This is a genomic window from Rhizobium sp. N122 (assembly GCF_002211295.1).
Classification (GTDB): domain Bacteria; phylum Pseudomonadota; class Alphaproteobacteria; order Rhizobiales; family Rhizobiaceae; genus Rhizobium.
Genome location: NZ_LOKU01000034.1, coordinates 135,215 through 154,092, shown reverse-complemented (window position 1 = coordinate 154,092; position 18,878 = coordinate 135,215). Strand labels below are relative to the sequence as shown.

The window sequence follows — 18,878 nt, the reverse complement described above, 5'->3', positions numbered from 1 at the left end:
GCGCAGGCTATTTGAACTTTTCGCGCATCGCATCGATGCCGGGGATGGTTTTGGTCAGATGCTGATGCGCCGGATCAAAGCGCTGGATCAGGCCCCGGCGATGCTTGCCGACGAGGATGGTGAAGATGTAACCGCGGTGGCCAGGCGAGGTGACGGTCGGATGGTAACCCCGATCGACCAGGACAGTATCGCCGTTGCGGGTCATCAGGATCTTGACCGGGCCGTTGTCGTCATAGGTGATCTGGCTGCCGAAGCCCGTCTCGGGCTGGAAACGATAGTGATAGAGCTCCTCATGCAACGTCTCGGCATCGCCGTCTTCCGTATCGTGCTTATGGGGAGGATAGCCCGACCAGCAGCCTTCGCCGGCATAGAGCTCGCTCACCAGCAGATTGCCGCAGCGCCCGTTCTGCCGCTGGCCGAGCAGGTGGGCGATCCGCCGCTGGCTATGCGTATCCGGCGAGCCGACATTGACCGCATCGACCTCGTCGGGGGTCACCCGGAACGGCGCATATCGCGTGTCGCAAAGGCCGCCGGCGATGGCGACTTCCGCCGGACCGCCACGGGCCGATATCCGGACATTGGCGTCGACCGGCGCGTAAACCGAATCCGCATCGCCTCCCCAGATATCGGCTCGCCGGCCCACCGCTTCGAACGTGATGTCATCCACCGCGATATCCACCTGCCCCGACAGCACGACGTAGAGGCTTTCGTGCAGGGCCAGCCGCCGCGTGTCCCGGCCGTCGGCCGGAAGCGTGACGAGGTCGAAGTAAATGAGATCGAGCGTCCTGGAGGAGGTATCCACGATGGGACGCTGCTCGGAGCGTGGAATGAATTCGGGCATCAATTGAACTCCGGAACGATACGGTCGGCAAAAGGATTGAGGGTCAGGGATTCGGCATAGTGGCAGGCCGCCGCGTGCCCATCAGCCGTGACGGTGCGCAGGGCCGGCACTTCCTGCCTGCAAAGCTCGGTGGCGTAGCGGCAGCGCGGATGAAATGCGCAGCCGGGCGGCGGATGCGCGGGGTCGGCGACCTCGCCACCCAACCGGATGCGCTTGCCGTGGCGGCGCAGCCTGGGATCGGCGATAGGCACGGCCGACAGCAGCGCCTCGGTGTAGGGATGGAGCGGGCGCGAAAAGATCTGCTCCGTCGGCGCCTTTTCGACCACCCGGCCGACATACATGACGGCGATATTGTCGGAGATGTGCCGGACGACCGAAAGGTCGTGAGCGACGAAGAGATAGGTCAGGCCGAACTGTTCCTGCAGGTCCTGCAAGAGGTTGATGGTCTGGGCCTGCACGCTGACATCCAGCGCCGAAACGGCCTCGTCGGCGATGACGAGCCGCGGATTGGACGCCAGCGCCCGGGCAATCCCGATGCGCTGGCGTTCGCCGCCGGAGAAGGCATGCGGATAACGGCGCATATATTCGGGCCGCAGGCCGACACTCTGCATCAGCTCGGCGACCCGGTGCTCCAGTTCCCGGCCCTTTGCGATGCCGTTGACACCAAGCACCTCACCGATGATGTCGATGACGGGCAGGCGCGGATTGAGCGAGGATTGCGGGTCCTGAAACACAATGCGCAGGTCGCGATGGATTTCGTCGAGGGCCGATCCTGACATGGCCGCGAGATCCACCGTGCCGCCGCTGCGGTCGCGGTAGCGGATCTCGCCGCTCGTCGGCCGATAGATGCGCAGCACGGTGCGGGCAAGGGTAGACTTGCCGCAGCCGGATTCGCCGACAATGCCGAGCGTCTCGCCGTCCTCGACGCGAAGCGAAACGCCGTCGACCGCCTTGACATGCCCGACGACCCGTCGGAACGCCCCCTTGCGGATGGGGAAGTGCATTTTGAGATCGTTGAGTTCCAGCAGCGGGCTCAGCGGCGTTTGGGAACCAGCCATCATTGTCTTCCTTCGTAAAACAGGCAGCTGGCGACGTGCCCGTCGCCGATAACAGCGGACCCAGGATCTTCTTGATCGCAGAGCCCTGCCCTCGCCTCTCTGCACCGGGGATGAAAGCTGCAGCCCTTCGGCCGCTCGAAACGCGAGGGCACCATGCCATCGATGGTGGCGAGCCGTTCGCTCGGCTGCCCGTGCATGCGCGGAACCGATTGCAGCAGGGCCTTGGTGTAGGGATGAACGGGCGCGTGGAAGATCGTGTCGACATCACCCGCTTCCACCACCCGGCCGACATACATGACGACGACCTCGTCGGCGATCTCGGCCACCACGCCGAGATCATGGGTGACGAACAGTACCGAGAGCCCGAATTCCGCCTGCAGCGAGGCGAGCAGATCGAGGATATTGGCCTGGGTGGTCACATCGAGCGCCGTGGTCGGCTCGTCGGCGATCAGCAGTTTCGGACGGCAGGCGAGCGCCAGCGCGATGCAGACGCGCTGACGCATGCCGCCGGAAAACTGGAAGGCGTAACTTTCCATGCGCTCGGCCGGCCTGGGAATGCCGACGAGAGCGAGCGTCTCGATGGCATGTTCGCGCGCTTCCTTCTTTCCCATCTTCAGATGCAGGCGGATCACCTCCACCATCTGGTTGCCGATCGTATGGACGGGCGACAGGGCTGCCATCGGCTCCTGGCTGATCAAGCCGATCTGGGCGCCGCGGATCGCCCGCATGTCGCGGCCGCGCGAATCAAGCGCCGCGAGATCGATGGCGGGTGCGGCCGGATCGGGCCGATAGCGGATCGCGCCCGAGACGATCCGCCCGCCGCGCGGCACCTGATTGAGAATCGAGCGGCCAGTGATGCTCTTGCCCGACCCGGATTCACCGACAACGCAAACCGTCTTGCCGCGCGGGATCGAAAAGGAGACGCCATCGACCGCCCGCACCGTGCCCGCGCCGCCGAAGAAATGCGTCCTGAGGTCGTCGACCTCGATCAGCGGGTCGCGGTCGGGATGCCGGCCACCGGCGGCGGCGAGATTGACGTCAGTATTCATAGGGATCTGCAGCATCGCGTAATCCATCACCAAGGAAATTGAGGGCGAGCACCGTGACAATCACCGCCAGGCCCGGAAGAAACAGCCAGGGCGCGCTCGAGACCGCGAGAATGTTCTGGGCCTCCTGGAGCAGCACGCCCCAGCTGACCACCGGCGGCCGCAGGCCAATGCCGAGGAAGGAGAGCGCGGTTTCGGCGAGAATCATCGTCGGAATGGCGAGCGTGACCGAGGCGATGATGTGGCTCATGAAGGACGGCACCATGTGCCGCCAGATGATGCGCATCCTGGAGCAGCCATCGAGATGGGCGGCGATGACGAAGTCCTCGGTCTTCAGCGACAGGAAGCGTCCGCGCACCACGCGCGCCAAATCGGTCCAGCCGATCAGCGACAGGATGATGGTGATCCAGAGATAGACGAGGATCGGATCGGCGCTGATCGGAACGGCAGCCGCAAGGCCCATCCATAGCGGGATGGTCGGGATCGAGTTGATGAGCTCGATCGAACGCTGGATCACGTCGTCCACCCAGCCGCCGTAAAGTCCCGAGATGCCGCCAAGGATGATCCCGAGGACGAGGCTGATCGCCACACCGATCAGCCCGACGGACATCGAAATACGCGTGCCATGCACCGTTCGGCTGAAGACGTCTCGGCCCAGTCGGTCCGCACCGAACAAGTAGAAGGGTTTTCCTGCCTCGACCGGGCCGATCAGGTGACGGTCGAAATCGAACAGTCCCCAGAACCGATAGGGCTCGCCTTTGACGAAGAATCCGACGGGAATGACGACGGCCGGATCGGGCACGTAAGTGCGGCTGAGCGCGATCGGATCGACCTTCATCGAATAGCCGTTGACGTAGAGCGGATGAAACTGTCCTGCCGCGTCGTAACCGGCGACTTTGAGCCGCTGGGGCGGTGCATAGGTGTAGCGGGAATCGTAGGTCTGCGATGAAACCGGGGCGATGACCTCGGCAAACAGGGCGACCAGGTAAATCAGCAGGATGACGACGCCCGCCCCAAGCGCCAGTCGGTGGCGGCGGAAGCGGCGCCAGATGAGTTTCCACTGCCCGGCGACCGCATCGGAATCGCGGACATGTTCAGGTATCAGTGCGATGGCTTGATCAGTCATTGGTTTCGTCCTTCAGCCATTGCGAATGCGTGGATCGAGCCAGGCGAGCAGCAGATCGGAGATCAGCGTGCCGATCAGCGTCAGCATGCTCATCAGCAGGATGAAGGTGCCGGCGAGATACATGTCCTGGGCAAACAGGGCGTTGAGCAGCAGCGGTCCGGTGATCGGCAGGCTGAGGACGATGGAGACCACCACCGAACCCGAGACAAGGTGCGGCAGCACCCAGCCGACCGTCGAGACGAAGGGGTTGAGCGCGACGCGCACCGGATATTTCAGCAGCAGCCGGATTTCGCTCAGGCCCCGGGCCCGCGCCATGTCGACATAGGGTTTGTTGAGTTCGTCGAGCAGATTGGCGCGCATGATGCGGATCAGCGCCGCCGTCGCACCGGTGCCGAGCACGACGACCGGGATCCACATATGCGAGATGAGATCGCCGAGCTTGGCCCAGCTCCAGGCGGCGTTGATATAGAGGGGCGAAAACAGCCCTCCGACGCTCTGGCCGAAATACTGCGCCGAGACGAACATCAGCACCAGCGCCAGCAGGAAGTTCGGGATGGCAAGCCCAAGAAAGCCGAAGAAGGTGGCGAAGTAATCGCCGACCGAATATTGCCGCACCGCCGAATAGATGCCGATCGGAAAAGCCACCGTCCAGACGAAGAGCAGCGTTGTGACCGAGACCACCATCGTCAGGCCCATGCGCGCCCAGATCAGCTCGCTGACCGGCTTGTTCCAATCGAGGGACTGGCCGAAATCGCCGCGCAGCAGGATGCCGCTGATCCATTTCCAATATTGCACCGCCCAAGGCTGATCGAGGCCATAACGTTCGCGCAGGCCGGCGATGACGCCGGGATCGATGGTTTCGTTCTGGGAGGCAAGACGCGCCGTCATCGCGGTCAGGAAATCGCCCGGCGGCAGCTGGATGATGATGAAGGTCACGACCGAGATCGCGAACATCATCGGGATCATGTAAAGCAGCCGTCTGATGATGAAGCCGGCCATATTCAAGCTCCTTCGATCGGCAATCGCGGATCGGATTGGGTGATGGGGCGGGACTGCTGTCGGAATGGCGCCCTGGGACGCCATTCCGCCGATCGGATGTCTTTACTGCTGGTAGTAGAAGGTCTCGGGCTTCGCTGGTCCCGGCGTCATGTAGAAGGACGTGCTGGGAATGACCTTCGGGACGTTGTGCATATTGGTCTTGACGATGCCGACGCGATCCGGCTCGAGATTGGTGCCGATGACGTAGAATTCGTCCCGGGTGATCGCCAGCAGTTCCTTCATGGCTTCAAGCTGCTTTTCGAGCGTCGGGGCTTCCTGCACCTGCCGGTACAGATCCATCTGCTTCTTGGCGGCCGGGCTCGGTTCCTGAGCATTCGGATCCTTGGGGTTCTGGTAATAGAGACCCCATGCCGTCGCGAAGCTCGACTCGTATTCGTGCGGGAAATACCATTTGGGATCGAGCAGGCCGAGGAAGTCGTAGCCGCCGCCGCCGACCCATCCCAGGCCGTCATTGTCGTTGTTCTGCAGGCGGGAGAAGATCAGCGAACGTTCAGCCGGGCGGGGCTGCATGTCGATTCCGACCGCCCGCCAATAGCGCTGGATCATTTCCAGCGCGTCGACCTGGATCGGGCTGCCGGTCAGCGCATCGATCGCGAAAGTGATGCGCTTGCCGTCCTGACCGAGGCGAAAACCCTCGGCGTCCTTTTTGGTCAGGCCCGCCTTGTCGAGATATTGATTGGCGAGGTCGACATTATATTCGAGATACTGCGTCGCCATCTTCTCGTCGTAGAGCGCGCTGCCTTCGCGGGGTGCCGCCTGATAGGGTTTGGCCTGCCCGGCATAGATCAGCTGGTTGAGCTCCTCGCGGTTGATGGCGTAGCTGAGGCCGATGCGGAAATCCTTGTTGGAGAAGACGGCACGCAAGGCCGGGTTCTTGTGGGTCTGGTTCAGCGTGATCAGCAGCGCGTTCGACCAGGCCGGCCGGGCAATGAATAGGCCGTAACCACCCTTCTGCTGGTTCTGCACGATGACGGTACGGGCGTCCGTCGTCTCGATGAAGCGGTTCTGCATGTCGATTTCGCCGCTGATCGCCTTCAGGATGATCGCCTGCGTATCCTGCATCACGTCGATGGTGATGCGATCGAAGTAAGGCAGCTGATTTCCCGCGGTATCCACCTTGGCATAGTAGGGATTGCGTTCGGCGACGACCTGGGTCGTGCCGTTATAGGGCGCGGTCAGCACCCAGGCATCGAGCGTCGGCCGGCCGAGATCGCGCCAGCGGCCGGGAAAGCCGATCTTGTTGTTGAAGAGCTGGACCCAATCGGTCGCGCCGGCCGCCTTCACCAGGGCGTCGATGCCGTCGGGATTGAAATCCTTGTGAAACTGTTTGAGGTAGTGCGCGGGTGCCGCCGCCAGGATATCGGAGCCGCGCACGGTCGCCATGTTCATCAGGAACAAGCCGTTCGGCGCGGCAAATTTGAAGAGGACTTTGTCGTCGGCTAACTTTTCGACCTTGACGGTCTCTCCGCCCGCGGTCAGCCAGTCGGGTGCGGCAGGCGTGATCTTGGTATTGCGCAGCACATTCTCGTTCCACCACACCAGGTCGTCGGCGGTGAAGGGCTCGCCATCCGACCAACGCGTGCCTTCCCGCAACGTGAAGGTATATTCGGTGGCATTTTCGTTGACCTCGACACTCCTGGCGATGTCGGGGATCACCTCGGTCCATTCCGGATTCCAGCGGACCAGCCTCGTATAGCCGATCGAACGCTCGATCTCGCTGTCGCCGCCGCCGAAGGTGGCGGTGCGCCAAGTGCCGCCATAGATGCCGACCGATTCAAGTGGCGTGAGCACCAGTGGCTCCTTGGGCAGCCGCTTGTCCACCGGCGGCAGCTTGCCGGCATCGACCAGCGCCTTGAGTTCGGGCGCCTCCTGAAAACCGAGCGCGGCGCCGGCCCAGCCGGCACCGATGAAGATGGCCGCGGCAACTGTGGAAACAACCTGCCGTCGTAGAATCCTGACGTGCTGCATTCTCTCCTCCCTATGCTCTAATTACGTTATCGTTAACGTAGTCTCCTCAATTCCAAACGTTAACGTTATCGTTCAATCTTGTCAAAAAGATTCGCATTGGCGTGAAGACCCCCCCGCAAAGACTTGGCTTTCGCTGAAACTATGTTAGTTATCGTTATCGTAAATTTCTGCCCCCTCAGAGACAGCCCTTGAGCGACCCCAAAGAACCAGATTCCAAAATAACCATCGCCGATGTCGCCCATGCCGCAGGCGTGTCGCCGATGACGGTCTCGCGCGTGCTCAACGGCCGGGGCGGCGCCAGCGCCGAAACCAGTCAGCGCATTCTCGCTACGGCGAACGAACTCAATTATCGTCCCAATCCTTTTGCGCGCGGATTGCGGTCCGACCGGTCGAAGACCATCGGCCTTCTTGTGCCCGACATCACCAACCCGTTCTTTCCCGAGGTCATCCGGGGCGCCGAGGATGCGGCAAGTGCGGCCGGCTATAACCTGCTGCTGTCCAACGTCGTCGAAAACAGCAAGCGGGAAGAGGAGCTCATCGAAGCGCTGCTCAGGCATCGCGTCGACGGGATCATCGTCTGCAGCGCCCGGCTGCCCGATGCCGCGCTTCATAAGGCGCTCGCACCCCACCGCGCCGTCGTGCTCATCAACCGCGAGGCTCCGAACGAGATCGCCGGAACCATTGTCACGGACTACGAGACCGGCGCGTCGCGGGCGATCGACCATCTGGTCGAACGCGGCCGCCGCAAAATCGCGATCATTGCCGGGCCGCGCAGCTCCTTCGGTGGCAAGAGCCGCCTCGTCGGCTTCCGCAAGACGCTGACAGCCCATGGGCTGAAGGCGCACGGCATCGTCTACTGCGACCCCACCGCTGCCGGCGGCCAGGCGGCGGCGCAATTGCTGGCGGAAACATCCGATATCGATGCCCTCATCTGCTACAACGACCTCAATGCGATCGGCGCTATGAAGGCCTGCCGGGCAGCCGGCATTTCGATCCCCGGACAGATCGCCCTCATCGGTTTCGACGACATTCCGGCTGCCGAACTGCTGTCTCCGGCACTCACCACGCTACGGGTGCAGAAACGGGAAATGGGAGAGGAAGCCGTGCGCCTGCTGCTCAGCCGCATCGCCACCAAAAACCGTCAGCACGGCATCGTCATCGTGCCCGAACTTATCGTCCGCGAAACGACATGATCAGACGATCAACAGGAGGAATATCCCATGGATGCCGGCAATCTGCAGTCATTGGCCCTGCCCGAAGAGAAGAAAGCCTGGTTCGTTCACGACCGGTTCGGCATGTTCGTGCATTGGGGGCTCTATGCCCTGCCGGCGCGCCATGAATGGGTCAAAAGCCGCGAAGAGCTTGGTGACGCCGACTATCAGAAGTATTTCGATCATTTCGACCCCGATCTCTACGACCCCCGCGAATGGGCGAGGCGCGCCAAGGCCGCGGGCATGAAATATGTGGTGTTGACGACCAAGCACCATGAAGGCTTCTGCCTCTGGGACACCAAGGCCACCGACTTCAAGGTGACCAACACCCCTTATGGCAAGGATCTGCTGCGCCCCTTCGTCGACGCCTTCCGCGCCGAAGGCCTGAGGATCGGTTTCTACTATTCGCTGATCGACTGGCATCATGCCGATTTCACCGTCGATCCGCGCCATCCGCAGCGCAATCATCCCGAGGCGCTGGAGATCAACAAAGGCCGAGATATGCAGCGCTATGCCGCCTTCATGCGCGAGCAGGTGCGCGAGCTGCTGACCGAGTTCGGCCGGATCGACATCCTGTGGTTCGACTTCAGCTATCCGCAGTGGAAGCTCGGGGAGCTTGTCGGAAAGGGCCATCGGGATTGGGAAAGCGAAAAACTCGTGCGCCTGGTGCGCGAGCTTGCCCCCGATATCATCATCAACAACCGGCTCGACCTCGCCGGTCTGCAGCCCGACATCGTCACGCCGGAGCAATATATGCCGCGCGCCTGGCCGAAACGCGACGGCCGGCGCGTCGTCTGGGAAGCCTGCCAGACGCTCAGCGGTTCCTGGGGCTATCATCGCGACGAGGACACCTGGAAAAGCACGGAGCAGCTGGTGCAGATGCTGGTCGGCACCGTCGCGATCGGCGGCAATCTCTTGATGAATGTCGGGCCGACGGCACGCGGCACGCTCGATGACCGGGCGATATCAGCCCTTGCCGCTTATGAGGAGTGGATGGCGCTGCACGAGCGCAGCATCGTCGGCTGCACCCAGTCCGATTTCACCGCTCCGCCCGATTGCCGCCTGACCCAGAACGGCGACCGCCTCTATATCCACCTGTTCAACTGGCCCTATAAGCATCTGCATTTCGATGCGTTGGCCGGAAAGATCGAATATGCGCAGTTCCTGCATGATGCCAGCGAGGTCACCTGGCTGCGCCCGTCCGCCAATACGCTATGGACGAACACCCAGTTCCCCGTCGCCGACGACGAGCTGACCTTCGTCCTGCCGGTGCGCCGCCCCAAGGTGGTCGTCCCTGTCATCGAGGTCAAGCTCAAGGCGGGGAGTGCTGCCAATCCTGCGATGCCGCGCGTCTTCTGAAGCGCGCAAAGGACGCTGCGGCAATTTGAACTGCGGGATAATTCCACGCTTGAAGGTCTCCCACGCCGTCAAGACGTGGGAGACCCTTCGATCTTCAGCTCCAGGCGTGAAGCGGAGGCTTCTCCCCGTTCAGGAAATACTTGCCGAGAATGGCGTATTTCCAGCGTACGGGATCATGGAGCGTATGGGTGCGGGCATTGCGCCAATGGCGGTCGAGATTGTGTTCGGCGAGCGTCGAGCGGGTTCCGGCAAGCTCGAACAGTTTGTTCGTCGCCGCGATTGCGATTTCGGTCGAGAGGATCTTGGCCTCTGCCGTGACGATCTGCGCTTCGGCGACAGTCTCCGCATTAGGATCGAGCACCGCCCGATCGATCGAACGACCGGCCTTCTCCAGCAGCGCCTGCGCCGCATGCAGACGCAGCGCCAGGTCGCCGACAGCCTGGATCGTATAGGGGTCTTCCCAGGCATGATCGAGGCCGCTATCGACCCACGCCCGGCTCTTGGTGCGCACGAATGCGACGGTCTCGTCGATGGCGGCCTGCGCGATACCGGTGTCGACGGCGACCTGGATGATCTGGAAGATTGCGCCATCGGCGGTCGGCACTTCATAACCCTTGTATCCCGGCACGAGATGGGTCTTCGGCACCTTGACGTTGTCGAGCAGCACGGTGCCCGACAGCGTCGTGCGCTGGCCGAAGGAAGACCAGTCGTCGATGACAGTCAGGCCCGGCGCATCGCGCTCGGCGATCGCATACCATGCCCGCCCCTGGTCATCGAGCGCGACGATCGGCACCAGATGCGCGAGCAGCGCGCCGGAGGAATAGAACTTGCGCCCGTTGACGACGACATGGTCGCCGGCATCGGTAAAGCGCGTCTCGAAATCGACCGCCCGTTTCGAACCGAATTCCGAAAAGGCATTGCCGAAACGGGTGCCCTTCAGCACTTCGGTGAAAAGAAGCTTCTGCTGCTCAAGATCCGATACGGTCCGGATCGCGGCAACGACGCCCAGATGGTTCTGGGCGATCTGGCCGATCGAGGAGTCAGCCGCGGATATGATCTCGATCACCTGGGCGAGCGTCGCATAGGAAACCTCGGGGCCGCCGAAGGCCTTCGGCACGTTGATCGACCACAGTCCGCTTTGCGAGAAATCATCCAGCTCGGCCACCGGCCAGATCCGTTCGCGGTCACGCTTGGCCGAGCCCTGGACGAATTCGGCGGCAAGCCGCCTGGCGACGGCGATCGCCTCGCCATCGTCCTTGATGACATGGGCACGCTCGGCCGGACGCGGCACCGCCGGCACGGCCTTGGCGGCATTTTCAGTGTTGACCTGTGAGAGCGTCATGATGGTTTCTCCTGGTTGATGATGGGGCCGCTCAGGCCGGTGGGAGGCTTGCTGTCGAAGACACGGAGGTGGGTGCTGCTTTCTGGCCGAGATAAAATGCCCTGACGTCGTCGCGCCGACGCAGTTCGGCAGCATCCCCCGAAAGCGCGGTCACGCCGTTTTCGAGAACGGTCGCCCGATCGGCATAGCGCAGGGCGACAGCGGAATTCTGTTCGGCGACGAGAATGGAAAGCCCGCTTTCAACGTTCAGCCGCCGCAGCGTCCGGAAAATGTCCTGGACGATAATCGGCGCCAGTCCCATCGACGGCTCGTCGAGCACCAACAGGGTCGGACGCGACATCAGCGCGCGGCCGATCGCCACCATCTGCTGCTCGCCGCCGGACGCAAGACCGGACAATGCGCGGCGCTTGTCTTTCAGCCGGGGAAAAATTGCGTAGATCTGCTCCAGGTCCTGAGCGATCTCGGCGCGTGAACCGCTTCGTCCCAGGCCGCCGGAAATGAGATTTTCCTCGATGGTCAAATTGCGGAAGCAATGCCGGCCCTCGAGGACCTGAACGAGACCGGCGCGCACCAATTCGGCCGGTTTTGCCTTGGTGACGTCGCGGCCCTGATAGAGGATGCCGCCGGCGGTGATCTCGCCGCGCTCGGCCGGCAGCAGGTTCGAAATCGCCTTGAGGGTCGTCGTCTTGCCGGCGCCGTTGGCACCCAGCAGCGCCAGGATTTCGCCGCGGCGCACAGTGAAGCTGACGCCGTGGAGCGCGGTGATCGCACCATTATAGGTCGCTTTGACCCCGTCCACGCGCAGCAGAACGTCTTTTCCAGCCATGGTCCACCCGATCTCAGTGTGGTTTCGCGGAAGAGCCGGGCAATCGGCAGGGCCTCGGGCCCGCCAATGCCCGGCCATCGGCTCAGTTCGTCGCGGTCTGCGCATCGTCAGCCGTGCGCAGCTTGATGCCCTTTTCCTTGGCATAGGCTTCCGAGGACTTTTCGATAATCGGCCTGAGCAGTGCCCAGTCCGGCGCGATCCAATCGGACACGACGTTCCATTTCTTGCCGTCCCACTGCTGGAAGGTCACGTAGCCATTGCCTTCGTGATTGTCCCAGGTGACATTGATCGAATGAAACAGATCCTTGGCGCCGAGTGCTTCAACGCGGGCGGGATCAAGCTGCAGATGTTCGAAGCCCCAGCGGACCTCGTCGCCCGTCAATGTGCGGTGGCCGAACTTTTCCTGTGCGATGCGGATGGCTTCGACGTTCAGGATGCCGTTGACGATGCCGAGATTGTGGTAGACCGAGCCGATGCGCTTCTTGTCTTCGAGATTGCCCTTGCCGTTGTCATAGAGCGTCTTCACAATCTCCTGGACAACAGGATATTCCGCGCCGGAGGCTTGCGTGGTGATCGCGGTATAGCCCTTGGCTGCATCGCCCGCCGGGATGACATCCTCCTCGGAGTTCGACCAGACGTTGCCGATGATGTGATCGACCGGGAACCCCGTCTTGGCCGCCGTCTTGAGAGCAACCGGGTTCATGACGCCCCAGCCGCGCAGCACGACATAATCCGGCTTGGCACGACGGATCGTCAGCCATTGCGCCTGCTGCTCGTTGCCGGGATGCGGCACTTCGATCTGCTGCAGTTCGAAGCCATATTGCTTCGACAGCAGTTCGTAAATCGGGATGGTCTCCTTGCCGTAGGGCGAGCCGTGATAAAGCACGACGATCTTCTTGCCCTTCAGCTTGTCGGGTCCGCCCAGCTTGGAGGCGATGTAGTTCACGATGCCCGAGGTCTCGCTGTAGGGATTGAGCAGCAGCGGAAAGACATAGGGGAAGACGCGGCCATCGGTGGAGTCGGTGCGCCCGTGGTTGATGGTGATCAGCGGCACCTTGTCCTGGGTGATGCGGTCGATCATGGCATAGGCGATGCCAACGGAAAGCGGGTTCCAGGCGGCGATATTCGGATTGCTCTTCAGGCGCTCATAGGCCTCGACGCCACGCTCGACCTCGTATTGCGTTTCCGCTTCCGACCAGGTGAGCTTGACGCCGTTCACGCCGCCGTCGCGCGTGTTGATCAGGTTGAGATAATCGATGAAGCCGCCGAAGAATCCGGTGCCGCCGGCCGCATAGGGCCCGACGCGGTAGCTCTGCAGCGGAAAATATTGTTCGTCCGCGTGGGCGACCGGTATGGCGGCCGAGACGGCCAGGCCTGCCGCAATGGCGGCGGCCTTCAATTTCGCAAGCATGGTCATGTCTGGATACACTCCGGGTATTGTCCGGTGCTGAGACCGAATCTGGTTGAATGAGCGATGCGTTTTGGTGTTCGGAGCTTGCGCCCCGGCTTGGTCAGGCTCGTCTGCCGACGGCAGAGCCGAGCCGCCTTCGGATCTTGTCCCAGAGCGAGGAGAGCCCGTCCGGTTCGAGGATCAGAAACAAAATGATCAGGGCGCCGAGCACGATGCGCTGGCTCATGTCGAGTACGCCGGAATCGAAGAGATCGCCGAGCAGGAACGAGCCCAATCGCGACAGCAGGAGCGGGAAGACGACGATCAGTGCAGCGCCGAGAAAGGCGCCCCGCGTCGAGGCAAGCCCGCCGATGATGATGATGAAAAGGATCTGGAAGGACCGGTCGAGATTGAAACCGGCCGGCTCGACGGTTCTGAGATAGGCGAAAGCCCATAGAGCCCCCGCCACTGCAATGATGAAGGAGGAGATTGCAAAGGCGAGCAGCTTGGTTCTCAGCACGGGCACCCCGATGATGCGCGCCGCCGTCTCGTTGTCCCGCACGGCGATGAAGTTGCGGCCGGTTTGCGAGGTCGTCAGCCGGTGAGCGAGGAAGGTCAGCACGACGACGACGGTTAGCGCAAAGAGGTAGCGGCCGATCGGGCCGGCAAACTCGATGCCGGCAAGGGTCAAAGGCGGCGCATCGATAACCCCGGAGGCGGAGTCGTTCGAAAACCAGCTGAATTTGGTAAGCGTCCACTGCACGAAGAACTGCGCGGCAAGCGTCGACACTGCGAGATAGAAGCCTTTCAATCTAAGGCTCGGCAGGCCGAAGACGATACCGATGACGGCCGCAGAAAGACCGGCCAGCAGAATGCTGACGATAAGCGGCAGACCGTCGACGCGCAGATTGAAATTGTAAGCGGCAAAGGCCCCCACGGCCATGAAGGCAGAACTTCCAAGCGAGACCTGGCCGGCATAGCCGGTGAGCAGGTTCAGGCCGACGCCGGCCAGACTGAGCGCCAGGAACGGCAGGAGGATCGCTTCGAACAAATAGGTCGAGCCGATGAAGGGAACGACGAGATAGGCAACCGCGACGATGGCGACGGGTGCCAGCCAGGGACTGGAGAACCGACCGGGATGGAGATCCGTGACGATGACGGCCATGTCAGACCCTTTCCACGAGCTTTTGCCCGAATAGGCCGGACGGGCGGATGAGCAGGAAGCCGAGCGCTACGACATAGGCGATCCAGCTTTCGATGCCGCCGCCGAAATATTCGCCGATATAGACCTCCGCGAGCTTTTCGGTCGCGCCGATCAGCAGGCCGCCGACAATCGCCCCCGGAATGGAATCGAAACCGCCGAGGACGAGAACCGGAAGCGCTTTCAGGACGACCAGCGACAGCGAGAACTGGACGCCGAGCCGCGCGCCCCACAACAGGCCGGCCACGAGCGCCACGGCACCGGCGGCCGCCCAGACGGTTGACCATATCCAGGGCAATTTCAGCCCCACTGCCAGTGCGGCAAACTGATCGTCCGCGACGGCACGGAAGGCGAGGCCGATGCGGGTGTAGCGAAAAAAGACCGAGAGTACGGCCACCATGACAGCAGCGACTGCGGCCGCAAACAGATCGAACTGGCTGATGAACACGCCGCCGACATCGAAAGGAACGTCCTCGATGCCGAGCTCCAGGCCATGGACCTGCGTACCCCAGATAAGCTGAGCCGCGCCCTCGATGATATAGGAGAGCCCGAGCGTCGCCATGAAGAGCGTGATCGGCGGCCTATTGGTCAGCGGCCGCAAAACGGTGCGCTCGATGGCGATGCCGATCAGCACCATGACCGCGAATGTGATGACGAGCGCCAAGGCAAAGGGAACGCCGCGCTCGACGAGGCTGACGAAGGTCAGCGCGGCAAACAGCAACATTGCTCCTTGCGCGAAGTTGAGGACGCCTGATGTCTTGTAGATCAGCACGAAACCGATCGCGACAAGTGAGTACATCACGCCGGACAGCAAGCCGCCAACCAGTACCTCGACCAGGAAAAGCCAGTCGAAATCCGCCATCAGATGCTCTCCCCTTCCTCGTTTTCCGCAACGACACCGAGATAGGCCTCAATGACGCGTTCGTCGGAACGGATCTCGTCCGGGGTCCCGTCAGCGATCTTGCGACCGTAATCGAGGACGGCGATGCGGTCGGAAAGCTGCATGACCACGCCGATATCGTGCTCGATGAGGATGATGGTTGTCCGGTATCGATCGCGGACCGCGCGAATGAATTCCGCCATCTCGGCCTTTTCCGCCGCCGTCATGCCGGCCATGGGTTCGTCCAGGAGCAAGACCTTCGGCTCGACCGCCAGGGCACGGGCAAGCTCGACGCGCTTTTGCAGGCCATAGGGCAGCGTGCCCGCCAGACGATGCCCCACTTGGTCGAGATGCAGAAATTCAAGCACACGGCCGGCGCGTTCGCGCGCCTCGGCTTCTTCGCGTCGAGCCCGTCCAAGACCGAGGATCTGCCCGGCAAAAGTCGAGCGCGCTCTATAGGCTCGACCGGCGATGACATTGTCGATGACGCTCAAGCTCTTGAACAAGGCCAGGTTCTGGAAGGTGCGGGCGACACCGAGCGAGGCCAGCCGTTCCGTCGGCACGTGCCGGTAAGTGTTGGAGCCGATGCCGACATGGCCGCGGTCGGAGCGGTAGACGCCGCTGATGATATTGATCAGCGAGCTCTTGCCGGCGCCATTCGGCCCGATGACGGCGCGGATTTCTCCCGCGGCGATGGAAAGATCCACATCGACAAGCGCCGCGACCCCGCCGAATGACAGGCTGATCCCGTGCAATGCGAGAGCACGAGTCTCTTCGCCTGGTTGCGGCATGCCCGCCTTGCCTGACGGCAGGGGTAGTGGGCGGGCAATCGGGGCGCCGGAGCCCTGCGGCGCGCCGGTATCCAGCACGTCAAGGGAATAGGTCGCGGCGGGCATTGGGTGTCCTCCATGCGGATTGAATGCGGCGCACAACTCTCTGTGGCGTGGGCCGATCGGCCCACGCCCTGGTGGCGCGTCGCTTGCAAGAGATTTTCAGGACGGTTGGCGGCCTTATTCGGCAGCCACCGCCTGCGCCTTGGCGGCCTCTTCGAGTTCCCGCACGAGCGGAATCACATGCTTGCCGAAATATTCGACCTCTTCCTGGAAATGCAGGAAGCCGAGCAGGATCAGGTCCGCACCCGCCTGCTTTAGCGCGACGACCCGTTCCGCCACCTGCTGCGGCGTCCCGATGAGGTTCGAGCGGAAGCCGTCATTATATTGAACAAGATCCTCGAAGGAGGACTTCGCCCAGTTGCCCTCACCTTCCGGCGAGGCCTTGCCGGCATTCTTCACCTCATGCCCGAAAGCGTTCACGGCCTCAGGATTGGCCTTCTCGATGATTTCGGCGAGGACCGCCTTGGCTTCCTCTTCCGTCTCGCGGACGATCGCGAAGGCGTTCACCCCGACCCGCACGGAATGGTCGTTCGTCCTGGCCTTCGACTTGATATCGTCGACCTGTTTGCGGATTTCAGCCGGCGTATTGCCGTTGGTGAAATACCAGTCGGACACGCGTGCCGCCATGTCGCGCGCCGCACGCGAAGAGCCGCCCTGGAAAATTTCCGGCTGCGGATCGATCGGCTTCGGCTTCAGCGAATAATTGTTGAAGCGATAGAAGTCGCCGCGGAAGGTGAAGTTGTCTTCGGTCCAGATGCCGCGAAGCGCGCGGATGAACTCTTCCGAGCGACGATAGCGCTCATCATGGTCGAGCCAATGCTCGCCAATGGCGGTGAACTCACCGCGGAACCAACCGCTGACAATATTGACGGCAACACGTCCATTGGTCAGGTGATTGATGGTGGCAATCTGCTTGGCGGCAAGCGCCGGGTTCCAGGGACCGGGCAGGATCGCCGCGATCACCTTCAACGTCGTCGTCGATTCCAGAAGGGCGTGGCTGAATGAAACGGACTCGTGCTGAAATTCCGCGCCGTAGCCTGCGGTGAACCGAATCTGGCTGAGAGCATAATCGAAACCGCTCGCCTCGGCGATCTGCGCAAGCTTTCTGTTATATTCGATCGTCCAGCTTGTGCGCTGTTCGATATCCGAAATGACCAGGCCGCCCGAAACATTCGGCACCCAATAGGCGAATTTGACCGGGTCGTGCGAAGCATTGGAAAAAGTCATGTGAAGCTCCCTCTTGAATTTCGTTCTATGCGCCGAGCCGCCAGCTCGCTGCCCCTGCGGCTTCGGCCGCCGGTATCTTTTGATAGTGCCGCTGGAGCGCGACGATCTTCATGATGCAGACGGCTCAAAAGCAATCCGCTTTAATCTATATATTTAATAGATTAATAGTAGGCGAGATGTTCTAATCTTCGGAGGAAAATGGATAGAATCGCCGTTTTGATTGGCAGGTTTTCGGAAGAATTTTCTCAAACGTCAGTGGGCAAGTTATGAAATCGGCATCGTATGACGCCGTGCCGGCCTTGCCATCAGCCCCGGTCGGTCTCCTTAGGCTCGATCAGACTGCCGCGGCTGACAAGCGACGGTATCTGGAGAATATGCTCGGCCGCGGTGCGGCCTTCAATTCTGGAGATGAGGGCTCGGGTCGCGACCTGGCCAAGCTCCCTGCCCGACTGATCGATGCTGGCGAGATTGACGAGGCCGAGGGCTGCAGTCGACGAGTTGTCATATCCGACGACGGCGAGGTCCTCGGGCACCCGCACGCCCATTTCCATCGCCAGGCTCAGAAGCGTGATGGCGTCGAGGTCGCTCCAGCAGAACACGGCGCGCGGCCTGTCCTTTCTCGCGAGGAATTTTCGCATCGCGGCCTCCCGCTTCGGCGAGGCGATCGGAATTTTGCCGATCGGTGCGGAGGCGCCGAACCCGCCGCGCTGCATCGCCCGGCGGAAGCCGATCTCGCGCTGGCGGACGACGGACACCGCATGCCCCTCGCGCTCGCCGAGACTGAGCATTTCGATGTCGCGATAGCCGCAGGCAAGCAGCGCTTCCACCGCGATCTCCGCTCCGCGCTGATCGTCGGCATTGACGGTATCGAAGGCCGTGGCGCCGGCATCGTGGTAGCCGACCGCGACGATCGGGATCTGGGCCGCGAACTTGGCGAGGATTTCCGAGGGCAGGCGCGGCGCCACGAGAACGAGCCCATCCATCTTGTAGTCGATCATCGACTCGATCAGCGACGTCTCCAGCTGCACGCGCGCATCGCTGACGCCGATCATCGCCTGATAATGCGACGGCGCCAGCACACCGTTGACGCCGGCGATCACCTCGGGAAGGAAGGGATTGCGGATGTCGATCAGCAGCACGCCGATTGTGAAACTGCGGCCGCGCAGGCCCCTTGCTGCCCGCGAGGGGCGATAGCCGAGCGCCTCGATGGCATCCGTCACCTTGGCGCGCAACGCCTCGCTGACGCCGTAGGCGTTTCGCATCACCTTGGAAACCGCCGCGACCGAGACGCCTGCATGCGTTGCCACCGTCCGGATCGTCACGCGATCGTTTCGCTGCGGCTTCTGTTTGTCTTCGACTGACATGGGTTCTCTGGCTTGCGGCTGCGGGCCGCCAACAATCGCCCGCGGAATCACCATGGCAGACTGGCGATGAAATTTCTATTGCGCTTC

The 18,878-nt window shown here is 62.2% G+C and carries 15 protein-coding genes and 1 pseudogene; 2 read left to right on the top strand and 14 right to left on the bottom strand.

Features of this window, described 5'->3' with window-relative positions; translation table 11 throughout:
• Nucleotides 1-7: 7 nt before the first annotated feature.
• The 6 genes from ATY75_RS22365 to ATY75_RS22340 form a co-directional block, all read right to left on the bottom strand.
• Nucleotides 8-841 (bottom strand): 5-deoxy-glucuronate isomerase, encoded by an 834-nt coding sequence (locus ATY75_RS22365; RefSeq protein ID WP_088939255.1) that lies wholly within the window; start codon nucleotides 839-841, stop codon nucleotides 8-10.
• Nucleotides 841-1,899 (bottom strand): oligopeptide/dipeptide ABC transporter ATP-binding protein, encoded by a 1,059-nt coding sequence (locus tag ATY75_RS22360; RefSeq protein ID WP_029532068.1) that lies wholly within the window; start codon nucleotides 1,897-1,899, stop codon nucleotides 841-843. The genes ATY75_RS22365 and ATY75_RS22360 overlap by 1 nt, the downstream gene beginning before the upstream one ends.
• Nucleotides 1,899-2,963, bottom strand: coding sequence for an ABC transporter ATP-binding protein (locus ATY75_RS22355; RefSeq protein ID WP_190241408.1), 1,065 nt, complete (start codon nucleotides 2,961-2,963; stop codon nucleotides 1,899-1,901). The genes ATY75_RS22360 and ATY75_RS22355 overlap by 1 nt, the downstream gene beginning before the upstream one ends.
• The gene (locus ATY75_RS22350) at nucleotides 2,938-4,071 is read right to left on the bottom strand and encodes an ABC transporter permease (protein WP_088939253.1); all 1,134 of its coding nucleotides are present in this window, start codon (nucleotides 4,069-4,071) and stop codon (nucleotides 2,938-2,940) included. Before ATY75_RS22350 ends, ATY75_RS22355 begins: the two co-directional genes overlap by 26 nt.
• 12 nt (nucleotides 4,072-4,083) lie before the next feature.
• Nucleotides 4,084-5,070 (bottom strand): ABC transporter permease, encoded by a 987-nt coding sequence (locus ATY75_RS22345; protein ID WP_088939252.1) that lies wholly within the window; start codon nucleotides 5,068-5,070, stop codon nucleotides 4,084-4,086.
• Between the two features lie 102 nt (nucleotides 5,071-5,172).
• The gene (locus tag ATY75_RS22340) at nucleotides 5,173-7,098 is read right to left on the bottom strand and encodes an ABC transporter substrate-binding protein (protein WP_088939251.1); all 1,926 of its coding nucleotides are present in this window, start codon (nucleotides 7,096-7,098) and stop codon (nucleotides 5,173-5,175) included.
• 188 nt (nucleotides 7,099-7,286) lie between these two features.
• Between ATY75_RS22340 and ATY75_RS22335 the strand changes: the two genes are divergently transcribed.
• Nucleotides 7,287-8,291 carry a LacI family DNA-binding transcriptional regulator gene (locus ATY75_RS22335; protein WP_088939250.1) on the top strand — a complete coding sequence of 335 codons (1,005 nt, stop codon included), beginning with the start codon at nucleotides 7,287-7,289 and terminating at the stop codon, nucleotides 8,289-8,291.
• 24 nt (nucleotides 8,292-8,315) lie between these two features.
• Nucleotides 8,316-9,668: pseudogene (locus ATY75_RS22330) on the top strand (alpha-L-fucosidase); the annotation flags it as partial.
• Between the two features lie 94 nt (nucleotides 9,669-9,762).
• Here the strand turns inward: ATY75_RS22330 and ATY75_RS22325 are convergent.
• From ATY75_RS22325 to ATY75_RS22290, 8 genes are all read right to left on the bottom strand, one after another.
• Entirely contained in the window at nucleotides 9,763-11,010 is a 1,248-nt protein-coding gene (locus tag ATY75_RS22325) for an SfnB family sulfur acquisition oxidoreductase (RefSeq protein ID WP_088939248.1), read from the bottom strand.
• Between the two features lie 31 nt (nucleotides 11,011-11,041).
• Nucleotides 11,042-11,836 (bottom strand): ABC transporter ATP-binding protein, encoded by a 795-nt coding sequence (locus tag ATY75_RS22320; protein WP_088939247.1) that lies wholly within the window; start codon nucleotides 11,834-11,836, stop codon nucleotides 11,042-11,044.
• Nucleotides 11,837-11,918: 82 nt separating this feature from the next.
• Nucleotides 11,919-13,253, bottom strand: coding sequence for an ABC transporter substrate-binding protein (locus ATY75_RS22315; RefSeq protein ID WP_088939246.1), 1,335 nt, complete (start codon nucleotides 13,251-13,253; stop codon nucleotides 11,919-11,921).
• Nucleotides 13,254-13,347: 94 nt separating this feature from the next.
• Nucleotides 13,348-14,391 (bottom strand): branched-chain amino acid ABC transporter permease, encoded by a 1,044-nt coding sequence (locus ATY75_RS22310; RefSeq protein WP_088939245.1) that lies wholly within the window; start codon nucleotides 14,389-14,391, stop codon nucleotides 13,348-13,350.
• Nucleotide 14,392: 1 nt separating this feature from the next.
• Nucleotides 14,393-15,289: a branched-chain amino acid ABC transporter permease gene (locus ATY75_RS22305; protein ID WP_088939244.1), complete on the bottom strand. Its 897-nt coding sequence runs from the start codon at nucleotides 15,287-15,289 to the stop codon at nucleotides 14,393-14,395.
• Entirely contained in the window at nucleotides 15,289-16,203 is a 915-nt protein-coding gene (locus ATY75_RS22300) for an ABC transporter ATP-binding protein (RefSeq protein ID WP_088939243.1), read from the bottom strand. The genes ATY75_RS22305 and ATY75_RS22300 overlap by 1 nt, the downstream gene beginning before the upstream one ends.
• 114 nt (nucleotides 16,204-16,317) lie before the next feature.
• Nucleotides 16,318-17,427: a dimethylsulfone monooxygenase SfnG gene (sfnG, locus tag ATY75_RS22295; protein WP_088939242.1), complete on the bottom strand. Its 1,110-nt coding sequence runs from the start codon at nucleotides 17,425-17,427 to the stop codon at nucleotides 16,318-16,320.
• Between the two features lie 305 nt (nucleotides 17,428-17,732).
• Nucleotides 17,733-18,791 carry a LacI family DNA-binding transcriptional regulator gene (locus ATY75_RS22290; protein WP_088939368.1) on the bottom strand — a complete coding sequence of 353 codons (1,059 nt, stop codon included), beginning with the start codon at nucleotides 18,789-18,791 and terminating at the stop codon, nucleotides 17,733-17,735.
• Nucleotides 18,792-18,878 lie beyond the last annotated feature (87 nt).